Origin of the sequence: Amycolatopsis sp. NPDC048633, assembly GCF_040650695.1 — a bacterium.
Taxonomy (GTDB): Bacteria; Actinomycetota; Actinomycetes; order Mycobacteriales; family Pseudonocardiaceae; genus Amycolatopsis.
In genome coordinates, this window is record NZ_JBEZHS010000005.1 from 192,859 (window position 1) to 216,755 (window position 23,897).

The window sequence follows — 23,897 nt, forward strand, 5'->3', positions numbered from 1 at the left end:
TTGAAGTCAACACCCGACCGGTGGATCTCGTGGCAAGTACCCCGGCCGGGGTGGCCACGACCGCCGTGGCCACCCGTCGTCCCTCTCGCCGCCGACGAACCTCTAGTCGAACCTCGGCCGCTTCGTCGGACGGTCGTCGATGGGCGATCCCGGCGGGGAGTGGACCGGCGGAAGGCTGTTCGGCGGGAACTGACCGCTGGTCGGCGCATTCGGCATCGGGGTGCCGTCGGGCAGGATGTTCGACGAGTTCGGGGGCAGGCCGTTCGGCGCCGGCGGGTAGGACGGCCACGGGCCGCCGGTGTGGCCCGGCGCCGCCGGGTTGGTGTACCCCGGGTGGGAACCGCGGTCGGGACGCGGGGGCACGTACTTGTCCTCGTGCGCGCCGGTGCCCGAGGAGCTCTTCGAGTATTCGACCTGGCCGTAGCTGCTGCCCTGGCGGTTGTAGTGCCTGTTGTCCTCGATCGGCAGCTTGTGCCCGGTCTCGTTGAAGTAGGTGCCCGCCGCCTTGTTGTGCCCCATGATGGCGTCCTTCTTGGGGACGATCTGGTCCGGCGTGCCGTCCTGGTGGTAGGTCTGGAACTTGCCGTGGTCCTGCATCCACTTGTTCTGCTTGGTGGTGTTGAGACCGGCCGGCATGTCGTTCTTGTTGACCAGCGCGTCTTCGAACATCGGCTTGATGTTCTGGTGCGTCCAGCTGGGGTTGTCCATGCCCGCCGCCGGCCGGTTCGGCTTGTTCTTGTACTTCCCCGCCGGCGCCGACTCCTTGTACCAGCTGCCGCCCGGGGAATCGCTGTACTTCCCCCCGCCCGGCGACTGCTTCATCGGCTGGTTCCCGATGTTCGTGTCGATCGACAGCTTGGGCTTGCCGCACGACTGCGGGGCGAGGCCCAGCGGGTCGATCTGCCCGAACGGGTTGTCCACGTAGGCGTAGGGATTCGGCCCGGGCACCAGGCCGAGCGGGTCGGGGCTGAGGTAGCGCGCGGTCACCGGGTCGTAGTAGCGCTGGGCGTTGTAGTGCAACCCGGTCTCGGCGTCGAAGTACTGCCCGGGGAACCGCAGCGGAGTCGCCGCCGGGGAGCCCGCGCCGGCCGGGGCGCCGTAGACGCTCGTGCGAGCGCACCACGTGATCCGGCCGTGGTCGTCGACGAGCTCCGCGGGACTGCCCACGAGGTCGGCGACGATGGCGTCGAACCGGGTGTCCACCCACGCCTGGCCCGGCCGGGCCGCCCGGCCGCGCTGCGCGAGCGGCCGGTAGTCGCCGGGCTCGTAGTCCCAGACCGTGGCCTGCACGCCGTCGGGCGTGTGCCGGGCCTCCTCGACGAGCAGCTGCCCGTCCCAGGTGAAGTCGACGCGTTCGAGCGGGGTCCGGCCGTCGGCGGCCAGGTGCTCCTTGGCGATGCGGCGGCCCAGCGCGTCGTAGGTGTAGCGCCAGCTGCTGCCGTCGGGCACTCCGGCCGCGACGAGCCGATCGTCGTCGGCCCAGGTGAACCGCCAGGTCAGCTTCGCGCCACCGGGCATCGTGCGTTCCCGCAGGACGACCCGGCCGCGCCGGTCGTGCCCGTAGCGCGTCCCGCCGGCCGCGGTGACGAGCGGGCCCGCGAACGTGCGCCGGCCCACGAGATCCGCCTCGGCCGTCGGCCACGACGCGTCGGTGAGGTTCCCGGCTTCGTCGTAGCGGTAGGACTCGGACCCGCGCGGGGACCGCACCTCCGTGACCCGGCCGAGCGGGTCGAGGCCGAACTCGCGCGGACCGGCCGCCTGGTCATGCAGCGCGACCAGCTCGCCGTCGGCCCGGTAGCCGTAGGAGCGCTGCTGGCGGGTGGCACTGGCCCCGTCGGTGATCACCTGGGACGCCAGCTGCGAGTTCGGCGTCCAGGTCTGCAGCAGGGTGGCGCCGGTGCCGAGGGTCCGGCGCACCTCGCGTCCCGCGGCGTCGTGGACGAACCGCAGGTCGCGGCCGGCGAGCCGGGCGGCGACCGGGAGCCCGGCGGCGTCGTACTCCCACGCGCTTTCCGCGCCGGACGGCGTGCTCCGGTGCACCCGGCGGCCCGCGGCGTCGTAGGCGGAGCGCACCGTGCGGCCGTTGACCGTCTCGGCCAGCACCCGGCCCACCGCGTCCCGCTCGTAGCTGATCCGCGTGGTGCCGTCGTCGGCCGCCAGCAGCTGCCCGGTCGCGCTGACCTCGAACCGGGTGGTGCGGTTCCGGTCGCTCTGCTCGACCAGGTGGCCGGCGAGGTCGTAGCGGAAGGTCGTGCGCTGCCCGTCGGGGCGGACGCGCTCGACGAGCCTTCCGGCCGCGTCATAGCCGAAAGTCGTCACGCCGCCGGCGAAGTCGGTCTCCCGGACCAGGTTCCCGGCCGCGTCCCGTTCGTAGCGCCAGACCCGGCCCTGCTGGTTGGTCACCGCGTCGACCCGCAGCTCGCCGTCGTAGCTGACCGAGATCCGGCTGCCGTCCGGGAGGATCTGCTCGGTCGGCTGGTCGAAACCGCCGTATTCGTAGCGGGTGACACCGCCGGCCGCGCCGGTGTGCATCCGGTTGTTGCCCTCGCCGTCCAGCACCCACCGGTCCTGGCTGCCGTCGGGGTTCTGGTGCCAGGCGAGCTTTCCGTCCACGGAGTAGCCGAAGCGCTCGACGCCGCCGACGGGGTCGGTGATCGTGACGAGGCGCCCGAACTCGTCCCGTTCGTAGCGGGTGACGGCGCCCAGCGGGTCGGTCACCGCGATCGGCAGGCCGGCCGGGTCGTTGACGATGGTGGCCGTGGCCCCGGCCGGATCGGTCAGCGCGACGGTGAACCCGTTGTCGTCGTAGCGGTACCGGGTGGTCGCGCCGTCCGGTGCCACGACCGCGACGAGGTTGCCCCGCTCGTCGAACTCCTGGCGCGTCGAGACACCAGGTGCCTCGTGGACCGTCACCGAACGCCCGTCCGCGGTGCGCTCCCAGGCGCGTTCCGTGCCGTCGGGCCGGATCTCGGCGACGAGGTTGCCGAGCTCGTCGTAGCGGTAGCGCGTGGTGCGCCCCAACGGGTCCGTCGAGCTCAGCAGGTGACCGCGGGCGTCCCACTCCGAGACCGTCGCCTGCCCGAGCGGGTCGACCTCGCGGGTCACCTGGCCGGCTTCGTTGTAGTGGAACTCGGAGGTGTGGCCGAGCGCGTCGGTGGAGCGGGTGACGCGGTTGTCCGGGTCGTACTCGAGCACGCAGTCCAGGAAGCCGCCCGAGCCTTCGGTGCGGACGACGCGGCCGGCCTGGTCGTAGTGGTAGCGGAACCACTCGTCGTTGCGGTCGGTCCAGCCCACGATGCGCCCCGCGCCGTCGTAGGTGTAGGTCATCGGCTGACCCGACGGATTGGTGACGGAGACCAGGTTCCGGTCGTCGTAGGCGTAGCGGACCAGCTCGACTTCGCTGTCGCCGGTGACCGCGAACAGCGCGGTGACCAGCCCGTCGACGGTTTCGAAGCGGACGCGGTGCCCGGCGGTGTGCCGGATCTCCAGCGGCCGGCCGTCTTCGGCGCGCACGACCTCGAAGGCGTTGTCGTTGCGGTCGGTCACCGACGTCAGCAACGCCCGCTCGCCGCCCGGCGCGAAGTAGAGCAGCCGGCCCAGCTCCTGGTCGTCGACCAGGTAACCGCCGTCCGGCGCGCGCTTCAGCGGGCGGAACGGACCGCTTTCGGCGACGACCCAGTCGTCCGTGCCCGGCAGCGGGTAGCGCAGCAGGGTGCCGTCTTCGGCGGCGAAGCTGACCCCGTGCTCGTCGGCCTCGATCCGCTGGTCCACAGTGGACACCCAGCTGCCGCCGAGGAAGATTCCCGCGCGGTAGCCGGAGAAGTGCGTCCGCCGGAACACCAGCGGAAGCACCCCGAGGAGGCCGGCATCGACCTCTTCCATCACCATCTGCCCGGTCGAGACGGCGACCGGGTCGGTCACGCAGACCTCGTTGCCGATCGAGCGGTTGTTCTCGCCCTGGCCGCGGATCCCTTGCGGCGTGGTGTCGCCGGGGTTGCCCCGGGAGCCGTTGCCGCCCGGGTGGTTGCCCGAGTTGTCCGGGCCCTTGCCGTGCGCGCCGGCGGTGCCGGTGGAGTCGCCGTTGCCCGGGGAGCCCTTGCCCTTGTCCCCCGGGGTGTCGGTGGAGTCGCCCTTGTGGCCGCCCGAGCCGCCCCCGCTGTGGTCACCGGCGGTGCTGGTCGAGTCGCCGCCCTTGCCTTTCGGCCCGTCGAGACCCTTGGGGCTGCCGTTGATGTCGGCGTGCTTCGGCGGCGGCGCGGCCTTGCCCGGCTTGATGTTCTTCAACGCCTTCGCCGCGTCCCCGAACAGGTCACCGGCCCGCTTGAGCAGCGGAACCAGCGCCTTGAGCGCCGTCACCAGCCGCTTCATCAGATCCGCGAGCTTCGACGCGGTCTTCGCCACCGCGCCGATCACCTGCGGGACCACCCAGGTCAGCCCGATCCCGAGCGTGAACACCACCTGCAACGCCCAGCTGATCAAGTGCCCGATCAGCTCCGCGATGATGTCCCGCACCAGCGCCCGCACCGCCGCGACGACCTCGCCCGCGGTCTTCACGCCACTGGACGCACCTTCACAGCCCTTTTGGGCGGTTTCCAACAGCGTGACGGTGTCCTGCGCGCGCTGCCGGTAGGTGTCGCCGGCGTTCCCGGTCCAGGACGCGGTGTCGGCCTTGACCATCCCGGTCAGGTCCTCGCCGACACTGCCCAGCTCCTTGGCGACGTTCTTCCAGGTCTCCGACTGCGCGGCGATCTCGTCCGCGTTGCCGGTCAGCGCGTTGAGGGCTTCCTTGAGCGGGCCGACGTGCTCGATCAGCCACCCGACACCGGCGGCGAGGATGGCACCGAACGGGTCCATCGCCATCGACAGCGCGTCGAGCGCGGTCCCCACCGCACCCATCGCCACGGACGCCCAGTCGCCGCTCTCGATGGCCGACTTCAGATCGGCCGCCGACTCCAGCAGCGACACACCCGAATACGCCGTCGTCGAATCCTTCACCGGCGCAACCAGCGGATTAGTCACCGCACGGGCTCCCTATTGCAGAGTTCACGATCACATCGTCGAAGCTCTCGACCCTAGCGAACCGGCAACGCCGACCGCGCGAACCCTGCCCGATCGACCAGCCGGACGGCCCGGAGAGGCACACCTGAAACCGGCCGCTTTGGACGCTACGGAGCAAGGTCGACGATCTCCTGCGCCGACCAGTGACCCCGCACCCCGGGCAGCGTCGCCAGGTACTCGGCGATGTCCGGCAGGGACCATCCGTGCGCTTCGCGTAGCCCTCCGACAAGCATGGCCAGGTAAGCGGCCGGGCGGGTTCTTCTCGATTTCCGACGCCGGCCACGGTGCCGTGAACGTCAGAACGGGACAGCCGTCGAGATCGCCGAGGTGCAGCAGGGTTTCGTAGCGACCCGGCCCGAGCTGGTCGCGGCCGGTCCTCAGCACGGTGCTCAAATCCAGGTCCGGGCCCGGCTCGCGGTACATCTCCTGCTCCGCGATGTCGGAGAACTGCCCGGCGGTCACGAGGTACGACCGCATCAGCGCCCGCCCCGGCAACGCGGGGTCGAAGAATGCCCGGCCACCGTGCCAGACCGGCGATTCCGTCGCGAAGTAGACGCCTCCGGCGAACTCGCTCGCCACGACGCGACGCGCCGGACTGCGATCACGACATCCGAGGTACCCGCGCTGGGCGCCCGGCGGCGTTCCTCCTTGGAGGTAGCACCGCAACCGCGCGGCGTACATGTTGGACCCGTAGCTGGCATACCAAACCAACGGCGGCGGCGAACTCACGTCACCACGGTAGCGCGACCGTCTTTGCAGGCTCTGGTACGAAACTTTCAGAAATCCGTCCGAGTATTGCCCATTTTTGCCCGGAAGCCTACAGTCCCCTCACCGGCAGAAGCACTCGTGCAGCGTGGCAGGAGGACCCGGCATGGCGATCTCGCGCAGGACGTTCATCGGCTCGGCCGCCGCCGCTTCGGCCTGGGGCGCGCTGTCCCTCGCCGGCGCGCCCGGAGCCGACGCGGCCAGCCCACCCGGGGACGTCGTCGGCAAGATCACCGTCGGGTACCAGGGCTGGTTCGCCTGCGCCGGAGACGGCGCGCCGATCGACGGCTGGTGGCACTGGAGCCAGAACTGGGGACAGACGCCGTCGCCGGGCAACAACGTCATCAAGGCCTGGCCGGACATGCGCGAGTACACGCGCACGTACCAGACCGCGTACGCCAACTTCGGCAACGGCCGGCCTGCGACACTCTTCTCGTCCTACGACCAGCAGACCGTCGACACGCATTTCCTGTGGATGCAGCAGAACGGCTGCGACACGGCCGCGTTGCAGCGCTTCAACCCCAACAGCAGCGAGGGCCCGACCCGCGATGCGATGGCCGCCAAGGTCCGCGGCGCCGCCGAGGCACACGGCCGGAAGTTCTACATCATGTACGACGCCACCGGCTGGGCGAACATGCAGTCCGAGATGAAAGCCGACTGGACGGCGAAGATGGCCGCGCACACCGCGTCGTCCGCCTACGCCCGCCAGAACGGCAAACCGGTCGTCTGCATCTGGGGCTTCGGGTACGACGACGGCAACCACCCGTGGGACGCGAACACCTGCCTCGACGTCGTGAACTGGTTCAAGGGCCAGGGTTGTTACGTCATCGGGGGCGTGCCGCGGGAATGGCGGACCAGCGACGGCGGCTCGCGGCCGGGCTTCGGGAACGTCTATCGCGCGTTCAACATGATCTCGCCGTGGATGGTCGGGGCGGTCGGCGACATCGCGGGGGCGGACTGGATGTACCAGAACCTCACCGTGCCCGACCAAGCCGACTGCACCGCTCACGGCATCGACTACCAGCCGTGCGTGCTCCCCGGCGACGTCTCGGGGCGACAGCGCGCCCACGGCGACTTCATGTGGCGCCAGTTCTACAACATGGTCCGCGCCGGCGCGCAAGGCATCTACATCTCGATGTTCGACGAATACGGCGAAGGCAACCAGATCGCGAAAACCGCGGAAAACGCTTCCATGACCCCCGCCGGGTCCGGCCTGCTCGCCCTCGACGAGGACGGGACGGCGTGCTCGTCGGACTACTACCTGCGCCTGACCGCCGACGGCGGCCGCATGCTCAAGGGCCAGCTCCCGCTCACCGCGACCCGGCCGACCTCGCCGACGCTGACCACCGGCGGCTCGACCGACCTGGCACGCGGCCGCGCGACCACCGAAAGCAGCCACGTCCAGAACTACGGCGCGGGCAACGCCGTCGACGGGAACCCCGACAGCTACTGGGAAAGCGCGAACAACGCGTTCCCCCAGTGGCTCCAGGTCGACCTCGGCGCGGCGACCGCGGTGACGCGGATCGTGGTGGCGGTGCCGCCGTCGAGCGCATGGGGCGCGAGGACGCAGACGTTGGCCGTGTCGGGCTCCACCGACGGCACCGCGTTCGCCACGCTCGTCCCCGCGACGGGGTACGCGTTCGACCCGGCGCGGGGCAACAGCGTCACCATCACCGTTCCGGCCGGCAGCCGCCGCTTCCTCCGCCTGACCTGCACCGGCAACACCGGGTGGCCGGCCGGCCAGCTCGCCCGGTTCGAGGCCTACAGCTGAGTTCGCCGGTCAAGCGAACCGCGGCAGGGCGTCGATCCCGGCTTCGACGAGCCGGGCCGCACGCCCGACGTCGGCCGCGACCGCCTCTTCGATCGACTCCGGCGTGCGGGCGACGTCCAGGTGCTGGGCCATCGACCGGAACTGGATCTGCCAGAGCGCGACGAGCGCCGTGGCCAGCACCCGCGGCTCCGGGTCCTCCGGGCCGCACCCGGTCCGCTCGGCCAGCGCCTCGGCGGCGACCACGACCAGCTGTTCGGTCATCTCCAGGCGGTGCGCGCGCAGGGCCGGCGTGGTCGCGATCAGCAGGCCGAACCGCCGGGACTTCGTGATCGCCTCGGCCGGGTCCTCCTGCTCGGCGAGCCAGGAAAAGACGGCGGCGCGCTCCTGCGCGAGGATCCGCAGCGTCGCTTCGGCCGGGGACACGCCGGGCTCGGCCAGGTCGGCCCGCAGCGCGGTCAGCGCCGTGTCCGGGTGGTCGAGGATCAGCGATTCCTTGCTCGGGAAGTAGTTGAAGACGGTCTTCTCCGACACCCCGCAGGCCTCGGCGATCTCCGCCACCCGCACGGCGTCGAAGCCCCGCTCGAGGAACATCTCCGTCGCGGTGTCCGAGAGCTGCTGGCGCATCAGCCGCTTCTTGCGCTCCCGCAACCCCTCGGCCCCGGGCTCGCCGGTGCGCCGGGCTGCCCAGTCGACGGTTCGCGCGCTCATGCCCTCAGAGTAGTACACCTCCAGAAATTTTTCTGCTACAGTAATTTTTCAGTGACCGAAGACTGGTTGCTTCCTCCCGCGAAGTCCCCCCGGAGAAACGAGTCTTGTGATGGACCCTGTCCGCACCCCGATCGGCCGCGGCGCGCTCGTGCTGCTCAGAGCGGGCGCCGCCGCGTCGGCCGCACTCGCCTGCCTGCAACCGGTCCTGGCCGGCGCCTTCCTGCAGGGGCACTATTCGATGCTGGCCGCGCATCGCATGTCGGGCATGCTCTTCGCGCTGACGCTGGTACCGACGCTGCTGGCGGCACTCGTCGTGTGGCGCGGAGGACGCGGGCCGGGACGCCCCGCCCTGTTCTCCGCGCTGGCGCTTGTCCTCTGCGCCGCGCAGATCGTCCTGGGCTTCACCCGGGACCTGGTCGTCCACGTGCCGCTCGGGGCCGTGCTGCTCTACCTCGTCGTCCGGATCCTGATGCTCTCCTGGGCGAAGCAGCCGGTGGCGCGCTACGCCGGGGTCGCCGCGTGAGCCCCGCGATGAGCCGCCGCCGGTTCCTCGGCGTCGGCACGGTCGCCCTGGCCGGAGCCGGCGCGCTCGCCGTCGCCGGGACGCCGTTCCTGCGCGGGCTGTTCGCCGACGGCCAGCCCGGACTGCTGCTGGCCAGCCGCGCGCCGGTACCGCCGGCGTTCCGCACCGAACTGCCGATCCCGCCGGTGCTCGCGCCGGTCCGTTCCGACGCGACGACGGACTTCTACGAGATCATCCAGCGGCCGGCCACCCTGGGCATCCTGCCCGGGCTCACCACCGAGGCGTGGACCTACCACGGCAGCTTTCCCGGCCCCACCTTGAGAACTCCCGCCGGGCGCAAGGCCGTGGTGACCCACACCAACCGGCTGCCGCACCCGACCGTGGTGCACCTGCACGGCGGGCACACGCCGGCCGAGAGCGACGGCTACCCCACCGAGCTCGTGCACCCCGTCGACGGCGAGCGGGCGACTCCCGCGTCGAGCATGGCCGGCATGGCAGGAATGTCCGGGATGGCGGGCATGGCGAAGCTCGACACCGGCGGCGGGCGGACCAGCCGGTCCCACACGTATCCGCTCGACCAGCGCGCCGCGACGCTCTGGTACCACGACCACCGCATGGGTTTCACCGCCGCCAACGTCTGGCAGGGCCTGGCCGGGTTCCACCTCGTGACGGACGACGAAGAGGCGGCTTTGCCGCTGCCGCAAGGGAACCGGGACATCCCGCTGATGATCTGCGACCGCTCGTTCGGCGCGGACGGCAGCTTCACCTACCCCGCACTCGCCGGCGGACAGCAGCTGCCCGGCGTCTCACCGGCCTACATGGACGGTGTGCTCGGCGACGTCATCCTGGTCAACGGCGCGCCGTGGCCGGTGCTGCACGCCGACCGCGCCCGCTACCGCTTCCGGATCCTCAACGGCTCCAACGCCCGCCGCTACTCGCTGGCACTGGACCCCCAGCCCCCGGGTGGCGGCACCCTGGTCCAGATCGGCGGCGACGGCGGTCTGCTGGCGAGCCCGCTGACGCACGACAGCATCGACATCTCCCCCGCAGAACGCTTCGACGTCGTGATCGACTTCGCCCGCTACGCACCGGGCACCCGCGTCCGCCTCGTCAACAAGCTCGGCACGGGCGCGACGGCGGAGGTGATGTGCTTCGACATCGGCACCGACGGGCGGGTGACGGACGACAGCCACGTCCCGGCGACGCTGTCGGAGATCGCGACCCTGGACCCCTCCCGCGCCACGGCAACGCGGGACTTCCTGTTCCAGAAGTCATCGGGCGCCTGGACGATCAACGGCGCGCCGTACACCCCGGGCCGCGACCTGGCCCGCGCCCGCCTGGGGACAACGGAGGTATGGCGCTTCACGAGCGACGTCCACCACCCGGTGCACTTGCACCTGAACCACTTCCAGGTGCTGAGCCGCAACGGCCACCCACCGGGCCCGTACGACGCGGGCTGGAAGGACACGGTCGACGTCCGCCCGTCGGAAGCGGTGGAAGTGGCGGTGAAGTTCACCGGCTACGCGGGTCGCTACATGCTGCACTGCCACAACCTCGAACACGAGGACATGGCGATGATGGCCGACTTTTCGACGGAGTAGCGCCCGGCTGTCCGACACTCGTTGACCGCCACGCTCCGCACTCCGTAGGTTCGACACTGATCGAGGAGGTCCGGAAATGAGCCACCTGGTGCGATTCACCGACGGCACCGGCAACATCCGCGTCGGCCTGCTCACCGGTGAGCAGCTGCGGCCGCTCGCGGTGGCGTCGATGAGTGAGCTGCTGCGCCACTCCGTGGCGGAGATCCGCGAGCTGGCCGAGGCCGCCGGGGAGCCCGTGTCCACCACCGGGACGCGCCTGCTGCCGCCGCTGGACGGGCGGATGGAGGTGTGGGCCGCCGGGGTGACCTACCTGCGGTCCGAGGAGGCCCGCCGCGAGGAGAGCGCCGACCAGGACGTCTACGCGCGGGTGTACCGCGCGGAGCGGCCGGAGCTGTTCTTCAAGTCGGCCGCGTGGCGCGTGGTCACCGACGGCGAGCCGATCGCCCTCCGCGCCGACTCCGCCAATAACGTGCCGGAGCCGGAACTCGGCCTGCTGCTGACCGGTGCCGGGGAGATCGCCGGGTATGTCGTGGTCGACGACGTCAGCTCCCGCAGCATCGAAGGCGAGAACCCGTTGTACCTCCCGCAGGCCAAGATCTACACCGGTTCGTGCGCGGTGTCGGCGCGGGTGCGGCCGGCGTGGGAGGTGCCGGACCCGCTGTCGCTCGGCCTGCGCATGCGCATCCTGCGCGACGGTCACGAAGTGTTCGCCGGCGAGGCCAGCACCGCCCAGCTCAACCGCAAACCGGCCGGGCTGGTCGAGTACCTGTGGCGGGACAACGACTTCCCCGACGGCGCCGTGCTCTCGACGGGCACGTGCGTCGTGCCGGGGCTCGACCAAGGGCTGCGGCCGGGAGACGTGGTCGAGATCGAGATCGGCGAGGTCGGATCGCTGCGGTCCCCCGTGGTGCTGGGCGCGGACGAGGTGCGCCGGGTGCTCGCCGCGCGCTGAAGGGACTTCCGGGCAAACTTTTGTCACCTCTCGTCATCACCCGATGGTGTGGTGTTAACTGTCGAGACAGACAGAGAGCGTTTCCCGACCTCGGCTGCGACGGCACAAAGCAGTACCGGTTCGCCCGCCCCGCCTGGAAAGGCCGTCCTCGATGCGAGTGTCCGCACCGCTGTCGTCCGGTCAGCAGCGCCTTTGGACCGTCTCCCAGCTGGACGGGGCCGCCCCGGCCTACAACGAGACCATGGCCTTCGTCCTGCGAGGGCCCCTTGACCGCGAAGCGCTGCAAAGCGCCTTCGACGCCCTCGCCGACCGCCACGAAGCCCTGCGTACCCGGATCGTCGTCGAAGACGGCGTCCCCGTGCAGATCGTCGAACCCGCCGGTCACGGGTTTCCCTGCCCCGTCACCGACGTCACCGACGTCACCGGACGGCCGCACGAAGCGGCCGAGCTGCGGCGGACCGACCCGTTCGAGCCGTTCGACCTGACGCGGGCCCCGCTGGCCCGGGCCCGGCTGCTCGGCGTCGGCGACGAGCAGCACGTCCTGCTGATCACCGTCCACCACGTCGTCTTCGACGGCTGGTCCCGCACCCTGCTGCTGCGCGAATTGGGCGTGCTCTACTCCGCTCATTTGAGCGGAAGCCTGGTTTCCCTGCCGGAGACGCGTCCCTACCGCGAGCACGCTCGAGTGCAGCAGGACTGGCTGGCCGGCGCCGGTCCGGCGCCGCACGAGACGTACTGGCGGGACCGGCTCGACGGCGTGCCGCCGGTGCTGGAGCTGCCCGCCGACCGGCCGCGCCCGGCCCGGCAGGACCACCGCGGCGCCCGGGTGCCGGTCACCCTCGGGCCGGACCTCACCGCGAGGTTGAAGGCGGTCGCGCGCGAGCACGGCGTCACGCTCTACTCCACCGTCCTGACCTGCTGGTTCATCCTGCTATCCCGGCTTTCCGCGCAAACTGACATCGTTGTCGGCGTCCCCACCGCCAACCGCGGTGCCGGCGGCGAATACCCCGACACGATCGGCTTCTTCGTCAACACGCTCGCCGTGCGCGCCGAGCTGGGCGGCTCGCCCACCGGCGCCGTCCTGCTCAAGCAGGTCCGCGCGGCCCTGCGGGGCGCCATCGACCACGTCGAGCTGCCGTTCGAACGGGTCGTCGAGCTGGTGAACCCGCCGCGCAGCCCGGCGCACACCCCGCTGTTCCAGACGATGGTGGCCTGGGTGCCGACCCTGCACGACCTCCTGGAGCTGCCCGGGGTGGCCGTGGAGCCCCTGGAAGTCGAGCACGCTCCCGCGAAGTTCGACCTCGCCCTCGGCCTCGCGGCCGAGAACGGCGACGTCGCCGGGCACCTCGACTACGCCGTCGCCCTCTTCGACCACGCCACCGCGCAGCGCTACGCCCGCTACCTCGTCCGGCTGCTGGACCAGCTGGCCGCACGTCCCGGCGCCGACATCGCGAGCTACGAGCTGCTGGACGACGCCGAGCGCCACGAAATCCTCACCGGCTGGAGCACCGGGCCGAGTCCGCGCCGGCGTCCCGGCGGGCTGGTCGGCCGGTTCACCTCCCACGTCGGCACGACCCCGGAGGCTCCCGCGCTCGTCTGCGACGGCCGGACCCTCACCTACGGCGAGCTGGACCGCCGCAGCACGAAGCTGGCGAACGCGCTGCGCGCCCGGGGCGCCGGGCCGGGTGCGGTCGTGGCCGTCCTCAGTGGACGGTCGGTGGAGCTGGTGGTCGCCGTGCTGGGCGTGCTGAAGAGCGGTGCCGCCTACCTCCCGCTCGACCCGGCCCAACCGGCCGCCCGGCGCGCGGCGATGGTCGAAGACGCGCGCCCGGCACTGGTCCTGGACGACTTCACCGCGCTCGAGGCCGAAGGCGCCGAGACCCGGACACCGGTCACGACCGGCCCTGGCGAGACGGCCTACGTGATCTACACGTCGGGGTCGACCGGACGTCCGAAGGGCGTCGCCGTCACCCACCACAGCGTCCTCGCCCTGTTCGACCAGTGGCTCGACCGCTTCGGCGCGACGCCCGGCGAGGCGACGTCGGCGTGGTCGAGCATCGGCTTCGACGCCTCGGTGCACGAACTGCTGCTCCCCTTGACGACCGGCGCGGTGCTGCACGTCGTGCCCGAGGACGTCCGGCCCGACCCCGCGGCGCTGATGGCGTGGCTGCGGGAACACCGGGTGGTGCAGGCGTTCCTGCCGCCCGCGTACGTCCGGTGGATCGACGAGGACCCCGGCCGGGTGGCCGGGCTCGCGCTGCGCCAGGTCCTCACCGGGGTCGAACCGCTGACCGACGCGGCGCTCGCCCGGTTCGAAGCGGCGCTGCCCGGCCTGCGGATCTGCTTCGGCTACGGACCGACCGAAGCCACGCTCTACGCCACCGCCCACTTCGACCCGAAGCCCCTGGACCGCCCGGCGCCGATCGGGCGGCCGCTGCCCGGCTCGCGGCTGTACCTCCTGGACGAGCGGCTGCGCCCGGTGCCGCCGGGCGTGGCCGGCGAGGTCTTCCTGGCCGGCGACTGCCTGGCCCGCGGGTACCTGCACCGGCCGGGGCTGACGGCCGAACGGTTCGTGCCGGACCCGTTCGTCCCGGGCGAAAGGATGTACCGCACCGGCGACCTGGCCCGATGGCTCCCCGACGGCGAAGCCGAGTACGCGGGCCGCCGCGACGACCAGATCAAGCTGCGCGGGTTCCGCATCGAACCCGGCGAGGTGACGGCCGCGCTGCTGGCCGTCCCCGGCGTCCGGGAAGCCGCGGTGCTGGTGGACCGCGAAGGCGAGGCACGGCTCGTGGCCGGGGTCGCGGGCGGGAGCCGGACCCCGCACGAGTGGCGGGCGGCGCTGGCCGACCGGCTGCCGGACTACATGATCCCGTCCGTGTTCGCCGAGTTCGACCGGCTGCCGCTGAGCCGCAGCGGCAAGCTCGACCGCGACGCCGTCCTGGCGCACGCCCGGGAGAGCGCACCCACCGCGGTCAACACCGCCGCCCCGCGCGACCACGTCGAGCTGGCGCTCCTCCGCATCTGGCGGACCCTGCTGCTGCACCCCGCGATCGGCGTCTCGGACGACTTCTTCGACGTCGGCGGCACGTCGATCTCGGCGATCAAGCTGGCCCACGCCATCGGCGCGGAATTCGGCCGCGAACTGCCGATCCGGGACGTCATCCTGCACCCGACCATCGAGGCCCAGGCCGCGCTGCTGCGCGCGGACCGCCCGCCGGACGGCGGCAGCCTGATCGAGTTCCGCCGCGGCACCGGCGGCGCCCGCGTGGTCTGCGTGCACCCGGCGGGCGGGACCGCGTTCTGCTACCTGCCGCTCAGCGCCGCGCTGCCCGAGGACGCCGGCGTCCTCGGCATCCAGTCCCCCGGGCTCAACGCCGGTGAAGAGCCGCTGCCGAGCGTCGAGGCGATGGCCGAGGAGTACCTGCGGCTCGTCGACCCTCGACCCGGCGAATCTTTGGTCCTTTGTGGACTTTCCTACGGCGGCTTGGTCGCCTACGAGATGGGGCGCCGGCTGGCCGAGCACCACCCGCGCGTCAGCGTCGTCCTGCTCGACACCATCGCTACCGACGACCCCGCCGCGGCCGAACCGGTGTCCGCGGCGGAGTTCCGAGAGAAGCTGGTGCGGTTCAACGGGATGTACCCGGGCATCGAGGACGCGCAGGTCGAGCGCTACCACCGCACGTACAACCACAACCGGCGGACCGCGCGCGAGCACGATCCCGGGGAATCGGCGGCTCGGGTGGTCTTCGTGCAGGCCGTCGGCGAGGATCCGATCCCCGGCAGCGCGGAGTTCTGGCGCCGCCGCGTCCGCGGCGAGTTCGACGTGGTCCCCGCGGGCTGCGGGCACTGGGACATGCTCGAGAGTGATGCGCTGCCGCTGGTAGCGAAGGTCATCGCAGCCGAGCTGGCGGCCCGATGACCTCGATCGCCCGCCGCGTCCACGACCGCGCGCGGCGGCACCCCGCCTCCGTCGCCGTGTCCGACGGCGCCCGCCGGCTCACCTACGCCGAGCTCGACGCGGGCGCCGCCGCCGTCGCGGAATCCCTGGCCCGCCGGGGAGTTCGCCCGGGTGACGCGGTCGCCGTCGGCCTGCCCCGCTCGGCGGAGCTGATCCAGGTCATGCTGGGCGTGCTGCGGCTCGGCGGCCAGGTCGTGCCGCTGGACCGGCAGAGCCCGCCCGCGCGCCGCGACGTCATCCTCGCCGACGCGGGCGCGGCCGCCGTCGTCCACGACGGGCTGCCGGGCCTGCCCCCGCTGACCCCCGCCGACCTCCTGACCTGCACGGCCGAAGCCGGCGTGCCCGCCGAACCCGCGCCGGCGTCGTTCCTCTTCTACACCTCCGGCACGACCGGCCGGCCCAAGGGCGTCGAGGTGCGCGACGCCGGTGTCCTGCGGCTCGCCGAACCCGGCTGGCTCGACCACGGCACCCGGTTCGCCTGCCTGGCCAACCCCGCGTTCGACGCGATCAGCTTCGAGGTGTGGGTGCCGCTGCTGACCGGCGGCACCTGCGTCGTGCTCGACGACGAGACCGTCCGGGACCCGCGGGCGTTCGCCGACGCCCTGGTGCGCGAGCGCGTCGACACGATGTTCGTGACCGCGACGCTGTTCAACGCGGTCACCGAGACCGTGCCGGACAGCTTCTCGACCGTGCGCCGGGTCGTCATCGGCGGCGAGCAGCTCAACGCCCCGCTGATCCGCCGCTGGTACCGCGCCAACCCGGATTCGCCGACACGGCTGCAGAACGGCTACGGCCCGACCGAGACGACGACGTTCGCGCTGAGCTACGCCATCCCGCGCGGCTTCGACGGCGACGTCGTGCCGATCGGCCGTCCGCTGCCGGGCACCGGCGCGGTCGCGGTGACCGCGGACGAGCGCGTGGCCGCCGAAGGCGAGCTGGCCGAGCTGTACCTCTCGGGGGCCGGGGTCGCGCTCGGCTATCGCGGCCTGCCCGCGGAGACCGGGCAGCGGTTCGTCCGGCTGCCGTGGCTCGACGAGGGCCGGGCGCGGTTCTACCGCACCGGCGACCTGGTCCGGGTGCTGCCTGGCGGGCGCTTCGCCTACGCCGGGCGGACCGACCGCCAGGTGAAGGTCCGCGGGTTCCGGATCGAGCCGGGCGAGCTGGAGCAGCGGCTCCTCGCGCATCCCGAGATCCGGCAGGCCCACGTGGCCGTGCGCCGCGCGGCCACGGCCGAGCTGCTCGCCTTCGTCGTGGCGGGCGAGCTGTCCTTCGACGCGTTCGAAGCTCATTTGAGCGAGACCGTGCCGGCCTACATGCGGCCGCACCTCGTCTTCCGCGTCGACGAGCTGCCGCGGAACGCGAACGGGAAGGTCGACGAAGCCGCGCTCTTGGCCGGCGGGTTCTCGCCGTGGCGGCCGGAGACCGGCGGCGAAGCGACGTCGTGGGAGCGCGAAGTCCTGGCCGTCGTCACGGAAGTCCTCGACGTCCCCGATCTGCACCCCGGCGACACGTGGCTGCGGACCGGCGGCGACTCGCTCAAGGCGTTGCGGCTGCGGTTCGCGATCCGGGAACGCTGGGGCGTGGACCTCGCCCCTTCGCTTGTGCAGCGCGGCACCTTCGCCGATCTCGCCGACGCGGTCTCGGCGGCGGGTCAGGCGGCGTACCCGGAGCCGGGCGCACCGACGTCCGCGACGACGGCGCCGGCCACCAGCGAACAGCAGCGGCTTTGGCTGGTGCAGCAACGAAATCCCGCGTCCACGGCGTATCACGTGCCGCTCGCCTTCCGTGTCACCGGCGTACCCGACGTCGACGCCCTGCGCCGGGACGTGCGCGGCCTGGTCGAGCGGCACCCCGCGCTGCGCACCGCGTTCGAGGCGACCCCCGACGGCCTGCGCCAGGTGGCGAAGGCGCCGTACGACCCGTGGACCGAACCCGGCGACGACTTCTTCACCGCGCCGTTCGACCTCGCGTCGGGCGTGCTCATGCGCGCGACCTGGCGACCCGATGGCACGTTTTTGCTGTGCCTGCACCACATCGCGGTCGACGGCTGGTCGTTGAACATCCTGTTCCGCGAGCTGTCCGGCGGCTCGCCGCGGCCCGGCGCGCACACGCCGTTCGACTTCGCCGGGTGGCAGTCCCGGTGGTTCGCCTCCCCCGGCTACCGCGCTCAGCTGAACGAACGCGCCGACGATGCCGAGCCGGTCGGCGAAGCGTCGCTCACCGGGCGGCTGCGGACCACGACGATCGGCCGCGAGCGCGTCGACGAGTGGGCCGGCGAGCTGGGCTTGACCCGCTTCCAGCTGCTGCTCGGCGTGTTCGCCTGGAGCGTCTACGCCGTGACCGGGCGGACCCGGCCGCGGATCGCCGCGCCGGTCGCGAACCGGCCGGTGCGGGAGTTCGAGGACGGCGTCGGGATGTTCGCCAACACCGTGCGGCTGCCACTGTCAGTGGATCCCGATGAGGACCTCGACGCCCAGCTCCGACGGCTCGGCGAAGCGTCGGGGGCGGCGCTGGACCACCAGGACGTCGCGTTCGCCGACCTCGACCCCGGGTACGCGGCCTTCGACTACCTGTTCGTCTTGGAGAACACCGACTTCGGCGCACTGCGGCTGCCCGGCTGCTCCGTCAGTCCACAGTGGATCGAAGCGGCCGAGGCCAAGTGCGCGCTCACGCTGTCGGTCGTCGAACGACCGGACGGCTTCGACTGCCTGTGGGAGTACGGCGAAGGCCACTTCACCGAAGCCGAGGCAGCGGCCCTCGGCGACGTCTTCGTCCGCGCTTTGCATGGCACCGCACGGACTCCGGCCGAACTGGCCGAGCCGTACCGCCGCGACCACGGCCGGGGTGCCACGGCGGAGCTGACGTGGGAAACCGTGGCGGACGGCTTCGCGCGGCAGGTCGCGCGGACGCCCGACGCCCCGGCGCTGACCGGCGAGACGACCCTGACCTACGCCGAGCTGGACGCGCACGCGGCCCGGCTCGCGGCCACCCTGCCCGAGGACGCCACCGACGTCGCGCTGTACTTCCGGCCGTCCGCCGAGCACGTCGTCGCGCTCCTCGCGCTCGCCCGGCTGAACATCACCGCCGTGCCGCTGGACCCCGCGTACCCACCCGCGTTGCTGCGGGACATGCTCGCCCGGGCCCGGCCGCGGTGCGTGCTGCTCGCCCCAGGGGAAACGTTCGAGACCGACGTCGAACGGCGGTTCGTCACGCTCACCGGCGGGCCGGTGCCGGACGTCCCGGCCCGGCACACCGGACGGCCGCTCTACACGCTGTTCACGTCGGGCTCGACCGGCGTGCCCAAGGGCGTGCGCGTCCCGGACCGCACCTTGGCCAACCTGCTGCAGTGGCAGGACGCGCCGCCCGCGGCGACGCAGCAGTTCTCGATGCTGTCGTTCGACGTGTCGTTCCAGGAGATCTTCACGACCCTCTGCGGCGGCGGCCGGCTGCACCTGGTCCGGCCGGAGTGGCGCCACGACGTCCCGGCGCTGCTGGCTCAGCTGGAAACCGCCGGGATCGAACGGATCTTCCTGCCGTACGTGGCTTTGCAGCTGCTGGCCGAGCACGGGGTGCGGCTCGGGCGGTACCCGTCGCGGCTGCGGGACGTGGTCACCGCCGGCGAGCAGCTGGTGTGCACCCCGGCGATCCGCCGCTGGTTCGCCGGGCTGCCCGGCGCGCGCCTGCACAACCACTACGGCCCGACCGAAACCCACGTCGTCAGCGCATTGACCCTCGACGGCGATCCGGCGGAGTGGCCCGATCGTCCCGCGATCGGCCGTCCGGTCGCGAACGCGGTGCTGCGGGTCGCCGACGCGTCGGGCGCGCCGTTGCCGCCGGGTCAGGTCGGCGAGCTGCTCATCGGCGGTCTCGCGGCGAACCGGTGCTACCTCGGCGAAGCGGCCTCGGAGAAGTTCGCCGAGCTGCCGGAGCTGTACTACCGCAGCGGCGACCTCGCGCACTTCGACCGCGCCGGGCTGCTGCACTTCGACGGCCGCGCCGACCGGCAGGTCAAGCTCAGCGGGCACCGCCTCGAACTCGGGCAGGTCGAAGCCGCGCTGCTGCGGCACCCCGACGTCGTCAACGCGGTGGTGACGGCCGAGGGCGACCGGCTGACCGCGTTCCTGGAGTGCCGCCGGACACCGACGGCTTCGGAGCTGGCGGAGTCCTTGGTTCCGCTGCTGCCGTCGCACGCGCGAGTCGACCGCTTCCGCGTCGTCGCCGCCCTGCCGCGCACGCCCAGCGGGAAGCTCGACCGGGACGCCGCTCCTCTCACGCCGGGCACGGATCTCCAGCGGACGTCCGCGGCTCCGTCGAGCGAGCTGGCGGCGCTGTTCGAGGAGGTGACCGGCGCGCCGATCGGGCCGGACGAGACGTTCTTCGCCGCGGGTGCCACCAGTCTCTCGCTGATGCGGTTCCACTTGCGCTGCGCCGAAGCCGGGTACCGGTTCACGGCGGCCGATCTCTTCGAGCACGTCACCTTGCGGGACCTGACGCGGCACCTCGAAAACGGCTCGGCGCCGGCTCGGGCTTCCAGTGTCGCCGCCGCCGACGAGCCGGTGGCGGTCGTGGGCATGGCGGTGCGGCTGCCGGGCGCGCCGGACCTGGCGGCGTTCTGGGATCTGGTCGTCTCCGGCCGCCGGGGCATCGAAGACTTCGCGGCCGCCGAGGGATTGGTCGGCGCGCGCAGCCTGCTCGACGGACCGCTGGCGTTCGACCCGGAGCACTTCGGGATCAGCCACCGCGACGCGGCGCTGATGGACCCGCAACAGCGGCACCTGCTGATGGCCTGCGTGGAAGCCCTGTCCCACGCCGGGATCACCGGCCCTGGCCGGGTCGGGCTGATCGCGGGGTGCGGCGAGAACACGTACTTCCAGCAGATGCTGCGCGAGGCCGATCCCGCGGCGCTGCCGGACGGGTTCCAGCTCGCCCTGCACCACGAGAAGGACTTCCTGGCCACGAAGGTTGCTTTTTATCTGGACCTTCGGGGGCCGGCACTGACGACGCAGACGGCGTGTTCGAGCTCGCTGGTGGCCGTCCACCAGGCCGCGGCGATGCTGCGCGGCGGCGAAGCGGACGTGATGCTGGCGGGCGGGGTGCTGGTCGACGTCACACTGGCCGAGGGATACCGGTACCGGCCACAGCACATCTTTTCGGCGGACGGCCATTGCCGCCCGTTCAGCGACGACGCGGACGGCACGGTGGGCGCGAGCGGCGTCGGCGTGGTGGTGCTGAAACCGCTTTCGGCAGCCCGCCGCGACGGCGACACGGTGTATTCGGTGATCACGGGCTCGGCGCTGACCAACGACGGCGCGGTGAAGCAGGGGTACAGCGCACCCTCCCCGGCCGGGCAACGCGCGGCCATCCAAGCCGCGCTCCGGCGGGCCGGGCGCTCCGGCGCCGACGTCGGGTACGTGGAGACGCACGGAACCGGGACCCGCCTCGGCGACCCGATCGAGGTAGCGGCGCTACGCGAGGCGATGCCGGATTCGACGAGCTGCGCGTTGTCTTCGGTGAAGAGCCAGCTCGGCCACCTGGGCGCGGCGGCGGGGGTGGTGGGCCTGATCCGCGCGACTTTGGCGATCCACCACGGCATACTCCCGCCGACGGTCGATTTCCGAGCGCCCAACCCGGCGTTGGAACTGGGGCCGTTCCGGGTGCCGACGCGGGCCGAGCCGTGGCCGGCGGGGCCACGGGTGGCGGGGGTGAGCAGCTTCGGCATCGGCGGGACGAACGCCCACGTGGTGCTGGAGTCGGTCCGCCCGGCGTCTGTTGCCGCGCCCGAACCAGCGCGGTGCCTGGTGCTTTCGGCGCGCAGCGAGCCGGCCCTGCGGATCGAGGCGGCCCAGGTGGCGGAGTACCTGACGGCACACCCGGAGTCCTATGTGGACGTACTCCGGCACCTGCAGTCAGGCCGGCCGTCACAGCCATGGCGCCTGGCGGCAGCGTGCGAGGACGCGGCCACGGCGGTGGAGTGGCTGCGCAGGGTAGAGCCGCGGGAGGTGCCCGAGCGTGCGCTCGAGAGTTCCGCTCCGGCCCCTGCGGGCGACGCACTGCCTGCCGCTATCGGACTTGCGCAACCCACACCCAGCCGCCTCAACACCACCCCGCCCGCCGCCGAGCAGCCGGGCGATTCCGCCGCCACCCCCCAACCCCGCAACCCCGCCGACCTGGCTGCCGCCTGGCTCGCCGGGGCCGCCGTCGACTGGGGTCTCTCCCCCGCTCCCGCACCATGGGACTTCCCGCCGCCGGCCTTTGCCGTCCGGGACTTCGACTTCCCGCGCCGGGCCGCCGCCACCCGAAAGCCCGAAAGCGAATGGCTGCACCAGCCCACCTGGGTCCGCCTTCGCCGGGCCACCACCGCCACCAGAACCGACCGCGTTCTCGTCGTCTCCGGTGAAGGCCCCCTCGCCGCTCCCGCCCTCGACGCCGCCTATCCGCGCGTCGTGCGGGTCCACGCCGCAGACCACTTCGCCCGGCTGGGCCCCGACAGCTTCGAAGCCGACCCGGCCGACGTCGCACACCTGCGTCAAGTCCTCGATGCCCTGCCCGACCAGGAAATCGACTGGCTCCACACCCTCCCCCTCACCATCACCGGCCCCCTCGGCAAAGAATCCCTCGGCCGAGCCGGCTGGGCGTGCCTCGACACCCCCGCCGCCCTCCTGCGAGCCGCCCATGACCGTCCACTGAGGACCTGGTGGGTCTCCACCGGCGCCGCCCCCGCGAACACCGCCGTCACCCGGCCCGAAGCCGGGCTGCTCGCCGGGATCACCGCCGTCGGCCCGCAGGAAAGCGGCATCCCGGGCCACTGGGTCGATCTCCCCACCCTGGACCTGGCTCCCCTCGCCGACCTCCTCACCGGCCCGCCCCCGCCGGACCGGGTCGCCCTGAGTGCCGGATTCTGGTGGACCCAGGACACCGCCCCCGTCGACGCCGGCCCACCCACCGTGACCGACGGGACCCACCTGATCCTCGGCGGCACCGGCGGCATCGGCACCGCCGTCGCCGAAGAACTCCTGAAACGCACCACCGGCCGCGTCATCCTGCTGGCGCGCAACCCTTTCCTGCCTGAGGCCCTCAAACCGTGGGCAGACCGCATCGACCTGCTCGCCGCCGACGTCACCACCGTCACCGCCGACGAGATCGGCACGCCGCTCGCCGGAATCGTCCACGCCGCCGGGACACCGACCGGCAGTCTCATCGCGACCCGCGGCGAAGGCACGCAGTCCGTCAAACTCGCCGGCGCCCTGCTCACCGAGCAGCTCATCGAACGCCACCGGCCGGCGTTCGCCGTCTACTGCTCGAGCCTGTCCGCGCAGTTCGGCGGCACCGGCCAGCTGGACTACGCCGCCGCCAACGGGTTCCTCGACGCGCTCGCCCACCGCGACGGCCCGACCGCCCGGCTCTCGATCGGCTGGGACGTCTGGCGCGACACCGGCATGGCCGTCACCGCTCTGGAAACCGACACCCGGCACCAGGCGCACCTCGCAGTCGGCCTGAGCACGGACGAAGGCCGCCGCACCTTCGCCCGCGCGTTGGGGTCCGGGTTGCCGCAGCTGCTGGTCGCGACGACCGGCCTCGAGACCGCCCGCACGTTCCATGAACGCGACACCGCCCCGGCCACGGCAAAACCGGCCGAAGCGGACCTGACGGAGGAAGTGCGCGCGCTCCTGGGCGTCGCCGAACTCGACCCGGACGTGCCGCTGTACGACCTGGGCGCCGACTCCCTGACGCTGCTGGACGTCGTCGACTCCGTGAAACGCCTCTACGGCGTCGACCTCGATCTCGCGTGGCTCGGTCCCGAGGTGACGATGGCCGCGCTGCTGGCGAAGCTCTCCGAAGCGAGCGACACCGGCGAAGTGGTCGTGCAGGTCTGGCGCGAAGGAACAACTCAAGAAGTGGTGTGCCTGGTGCACCCGGTCGGCGGGGACGTCCACGCCTACCGCCCGCTCGTGGAGGCCCTGCCGCCGGAACTCGGCGTCTGCGTGATCGCTGACCCGGCCCTGAGCCGGCCGGAACCACCCGGGTGGTCCGTCGAGGATCGGGCCCACCGCTACTACACGGCGCTGCGCAAGCGGTTCCCCGGCCACACCCGGCAGCTGGCCGGATGGTCGTTCGGCGCCTGGGTGGCGGCCGGGATGGCCGCCGAAGCCGAGGCGGCCGGGGAGCCGCTGCGGGCGCTGCACCTCATCGACCCGCCGCCGCCCGGCGCGAGTGCCGCGGACTACAGCGACGCGCAGCTGGAAGCGGTGTTCGAGCATGAGCTGGGCGCGTCCGGCGGCACCGCGGGCGAGCACGCCCGGCGGCTGGCGAGCGCGTGCCGCGCCAACCTGCGCAGCATGGCCGAGCACGAGCTGCCCCGCCTGGCCGCGACGCCCAGCCACGTCTGGCTCGCCGCCGAACCCGAACCCGGGCTGCCGGTGGCGGATCGCGGCGGCTGGCGCGCCCTGCTGCCCGAGCCGAGCCGCTGGCACGAACTGCCCGCCACCCACTACGGCATCGTGCGCGCCCCGCACGTCACCGCGGTGGCCGCGGCCATCGGACTGTGAGACCCACGGGAG

At 72.4% G+C, this 23,897-nt stretch carries 8 protein-coding genes; 6 read left to right on the forward strand and 2 right to left on the reverse strand.

The window, feature by feature from the left end:
* Window positions 1-102: 102 nt before the first annotated feature.
* The gene (locus tag AB0C38_RS13340) at window positions 103-5,019 is read right to left on the reverse strand and encodes an RHS repeat-associated core domain-containing protein (protein ID WP_360671429.1); all 4,917 of its coding nucleotides are present in this window, start codon (window positions 5,017-5,019) and stop codon (window positions 103-105) included.
* Window positions 5,020-5,929: 910 nt separating this feature from the next.
* Between AB0C38_RS13340 and AB0C38_RS13345 the strand changes: the two genes are divergently transcribed.
* A complete protein-coding gene (locus tag AB0C38_RS13345) occupies window positions 5,930-7,594 on the forward strand; it encodes a discoidin domain-containing protein (RefSeq protein ID WP_360671431.1) in 1,665 nt (554 codons plus the stop codon).
* A gap of 9 nt (window positions 7,595-7,603) precedes the next feature.
* On the opposite strand, the gene AB0C38_RS13350 is transcribed toward AB0C38_RS13345, so the two are convergent.
* Window positions 7,604-8,302, reverse strand: a complete 699-nt coding sequence (locus tag AB0C38_RS13350) for a TetR family transcriptional regulator (RefSeq protein WP_360671434.1) — start codon at window positions 8,300-8,302, stop codon at window positions 7,604-7,606.
* A 109-nt stretch (window positions 8,303-8,411) separates the two neighbouring features.
* On the opposite strand from AB0C38_RS13350, the gene AB0C38_RS13355 reads away from it, so the two are divergent.
* The 5 genes from AB0C38_RS13355 to AB0C38_RS13375 all read left to right on the forward strand — a co-directional run bounded on the left by AB0C38_RS13355 (window position 8,412) and on the right by AB0C38_RS13375 (window position 23,885).
* A complete protein-coding gene (locus AB0C38_RS13355) occupies window positions 8,412-8,825 on the forward strand; it encodes a hypothetical protein (RefSeq protein WP_360671437.1) in 414 nt (137 codons plus the stop codon).
* Window positions 8,822-10,426: a multicopper oxidase domain-containing protein gene (locus tag AB0C38_RS13360; RefSeq protein ID WP_360671440.1), complete on the forward strand. Its 1,605-nt coding sequence runs from the start codon at window positions 8,822-8,824 to the stop codon at window positions 10,424-10,426. The genes AB0C38_RS13355 and AB0C38_RS13360 overlap by 4 nt, the downstream gene beginning before the upstream one ends.
* 76 nt (window positions 10,427-10,502) lie before the next feature.
* Complete coding sequence (locus AB0C38_RS13365; protein WP_360671443.1) at window positions 10,503-11,378, forward strand: fumarylacetoacetate hydrolase family protein; 876 nt, start codon at window positions 10,503-10,505, stop codon at window positions 11,376-11,378.
* Window positions 11,379-11,529: 151 nt separating this feature from the next.
* Entirely contained in the window at window positions 11,530-15,300 is a 3,771-nt protein-coding gene (locus AB0C38_RS13370) for an amino acid adenylation domain-containing protein (RefSeq protein ID WP_360671446.1), read from the forward strand.
* Window positions 15,297-23,885, forward strand: a complete 8,589-nt coding sequence (locus tag AB0C38_RS13375; protein WP_360671448.1) for an amino acid adenylation domain-containing protein — start codon at window positions 15,297-15,299, stop codon at window positions 23,883-23,885. Before AB0C38_RS13370 ends, AB0C38_RS13375 begins: the two co-directional genes overlap by 4 nt.
* Window positions 23,886-23,897: the final 12 nt, after the last annotated feature.

What these genes read in the sequence shown, in the direction of transcription:
- AB0C38_RS13345 (WP_360671431.1), top strand. Translation starts at nt 5,930, where the DNA reads ATGGCGATCTCGCGCAGGACGTTCATCGGCTCGGCCGCCGCCGCTTCG.
- AB0C38_RS13375 (WP_360671448.1), top strand. Translation starts at nt 15,297, where the DNA reads ATGACCTCGATCGCCCGCCGCGTCCACGACCGCGCGCGGCGGCACCCC.
- AB0C38_RS13350 (WP_360671434.1), bottom strand. Translation starts at nt 8,302, where the DNA reads ATGAGCGCGCGAACCGTCGACTGGGCAGCCCGGCGCACCGGCGAGCCC.
- AB0C38_RS13365 (WP_360671443.1), top strand. Translation starts at nt 10,503, where the DNA reads ATGAGCCACCTGGTGCGATTCACCGACGGCACCGGCAACATCCGCGTC.
- AB0C38_RS13370 (WP_360671446.1), top strand. Translation starts at nt 11,530, where the DNA reads ATGCGAGTGTCCGCACCGCTGTCGTCCGGTCAGCAGCGCCTTTGGACC.
- AB0C38_RS13355 (WP_360671437.1), top strand. Translation starts at nt 8,412, where the DNA reads ATGGACCCTGTCCGCACCCCGATCGGCCGCGGCGCGCTCGTGCTGCTC.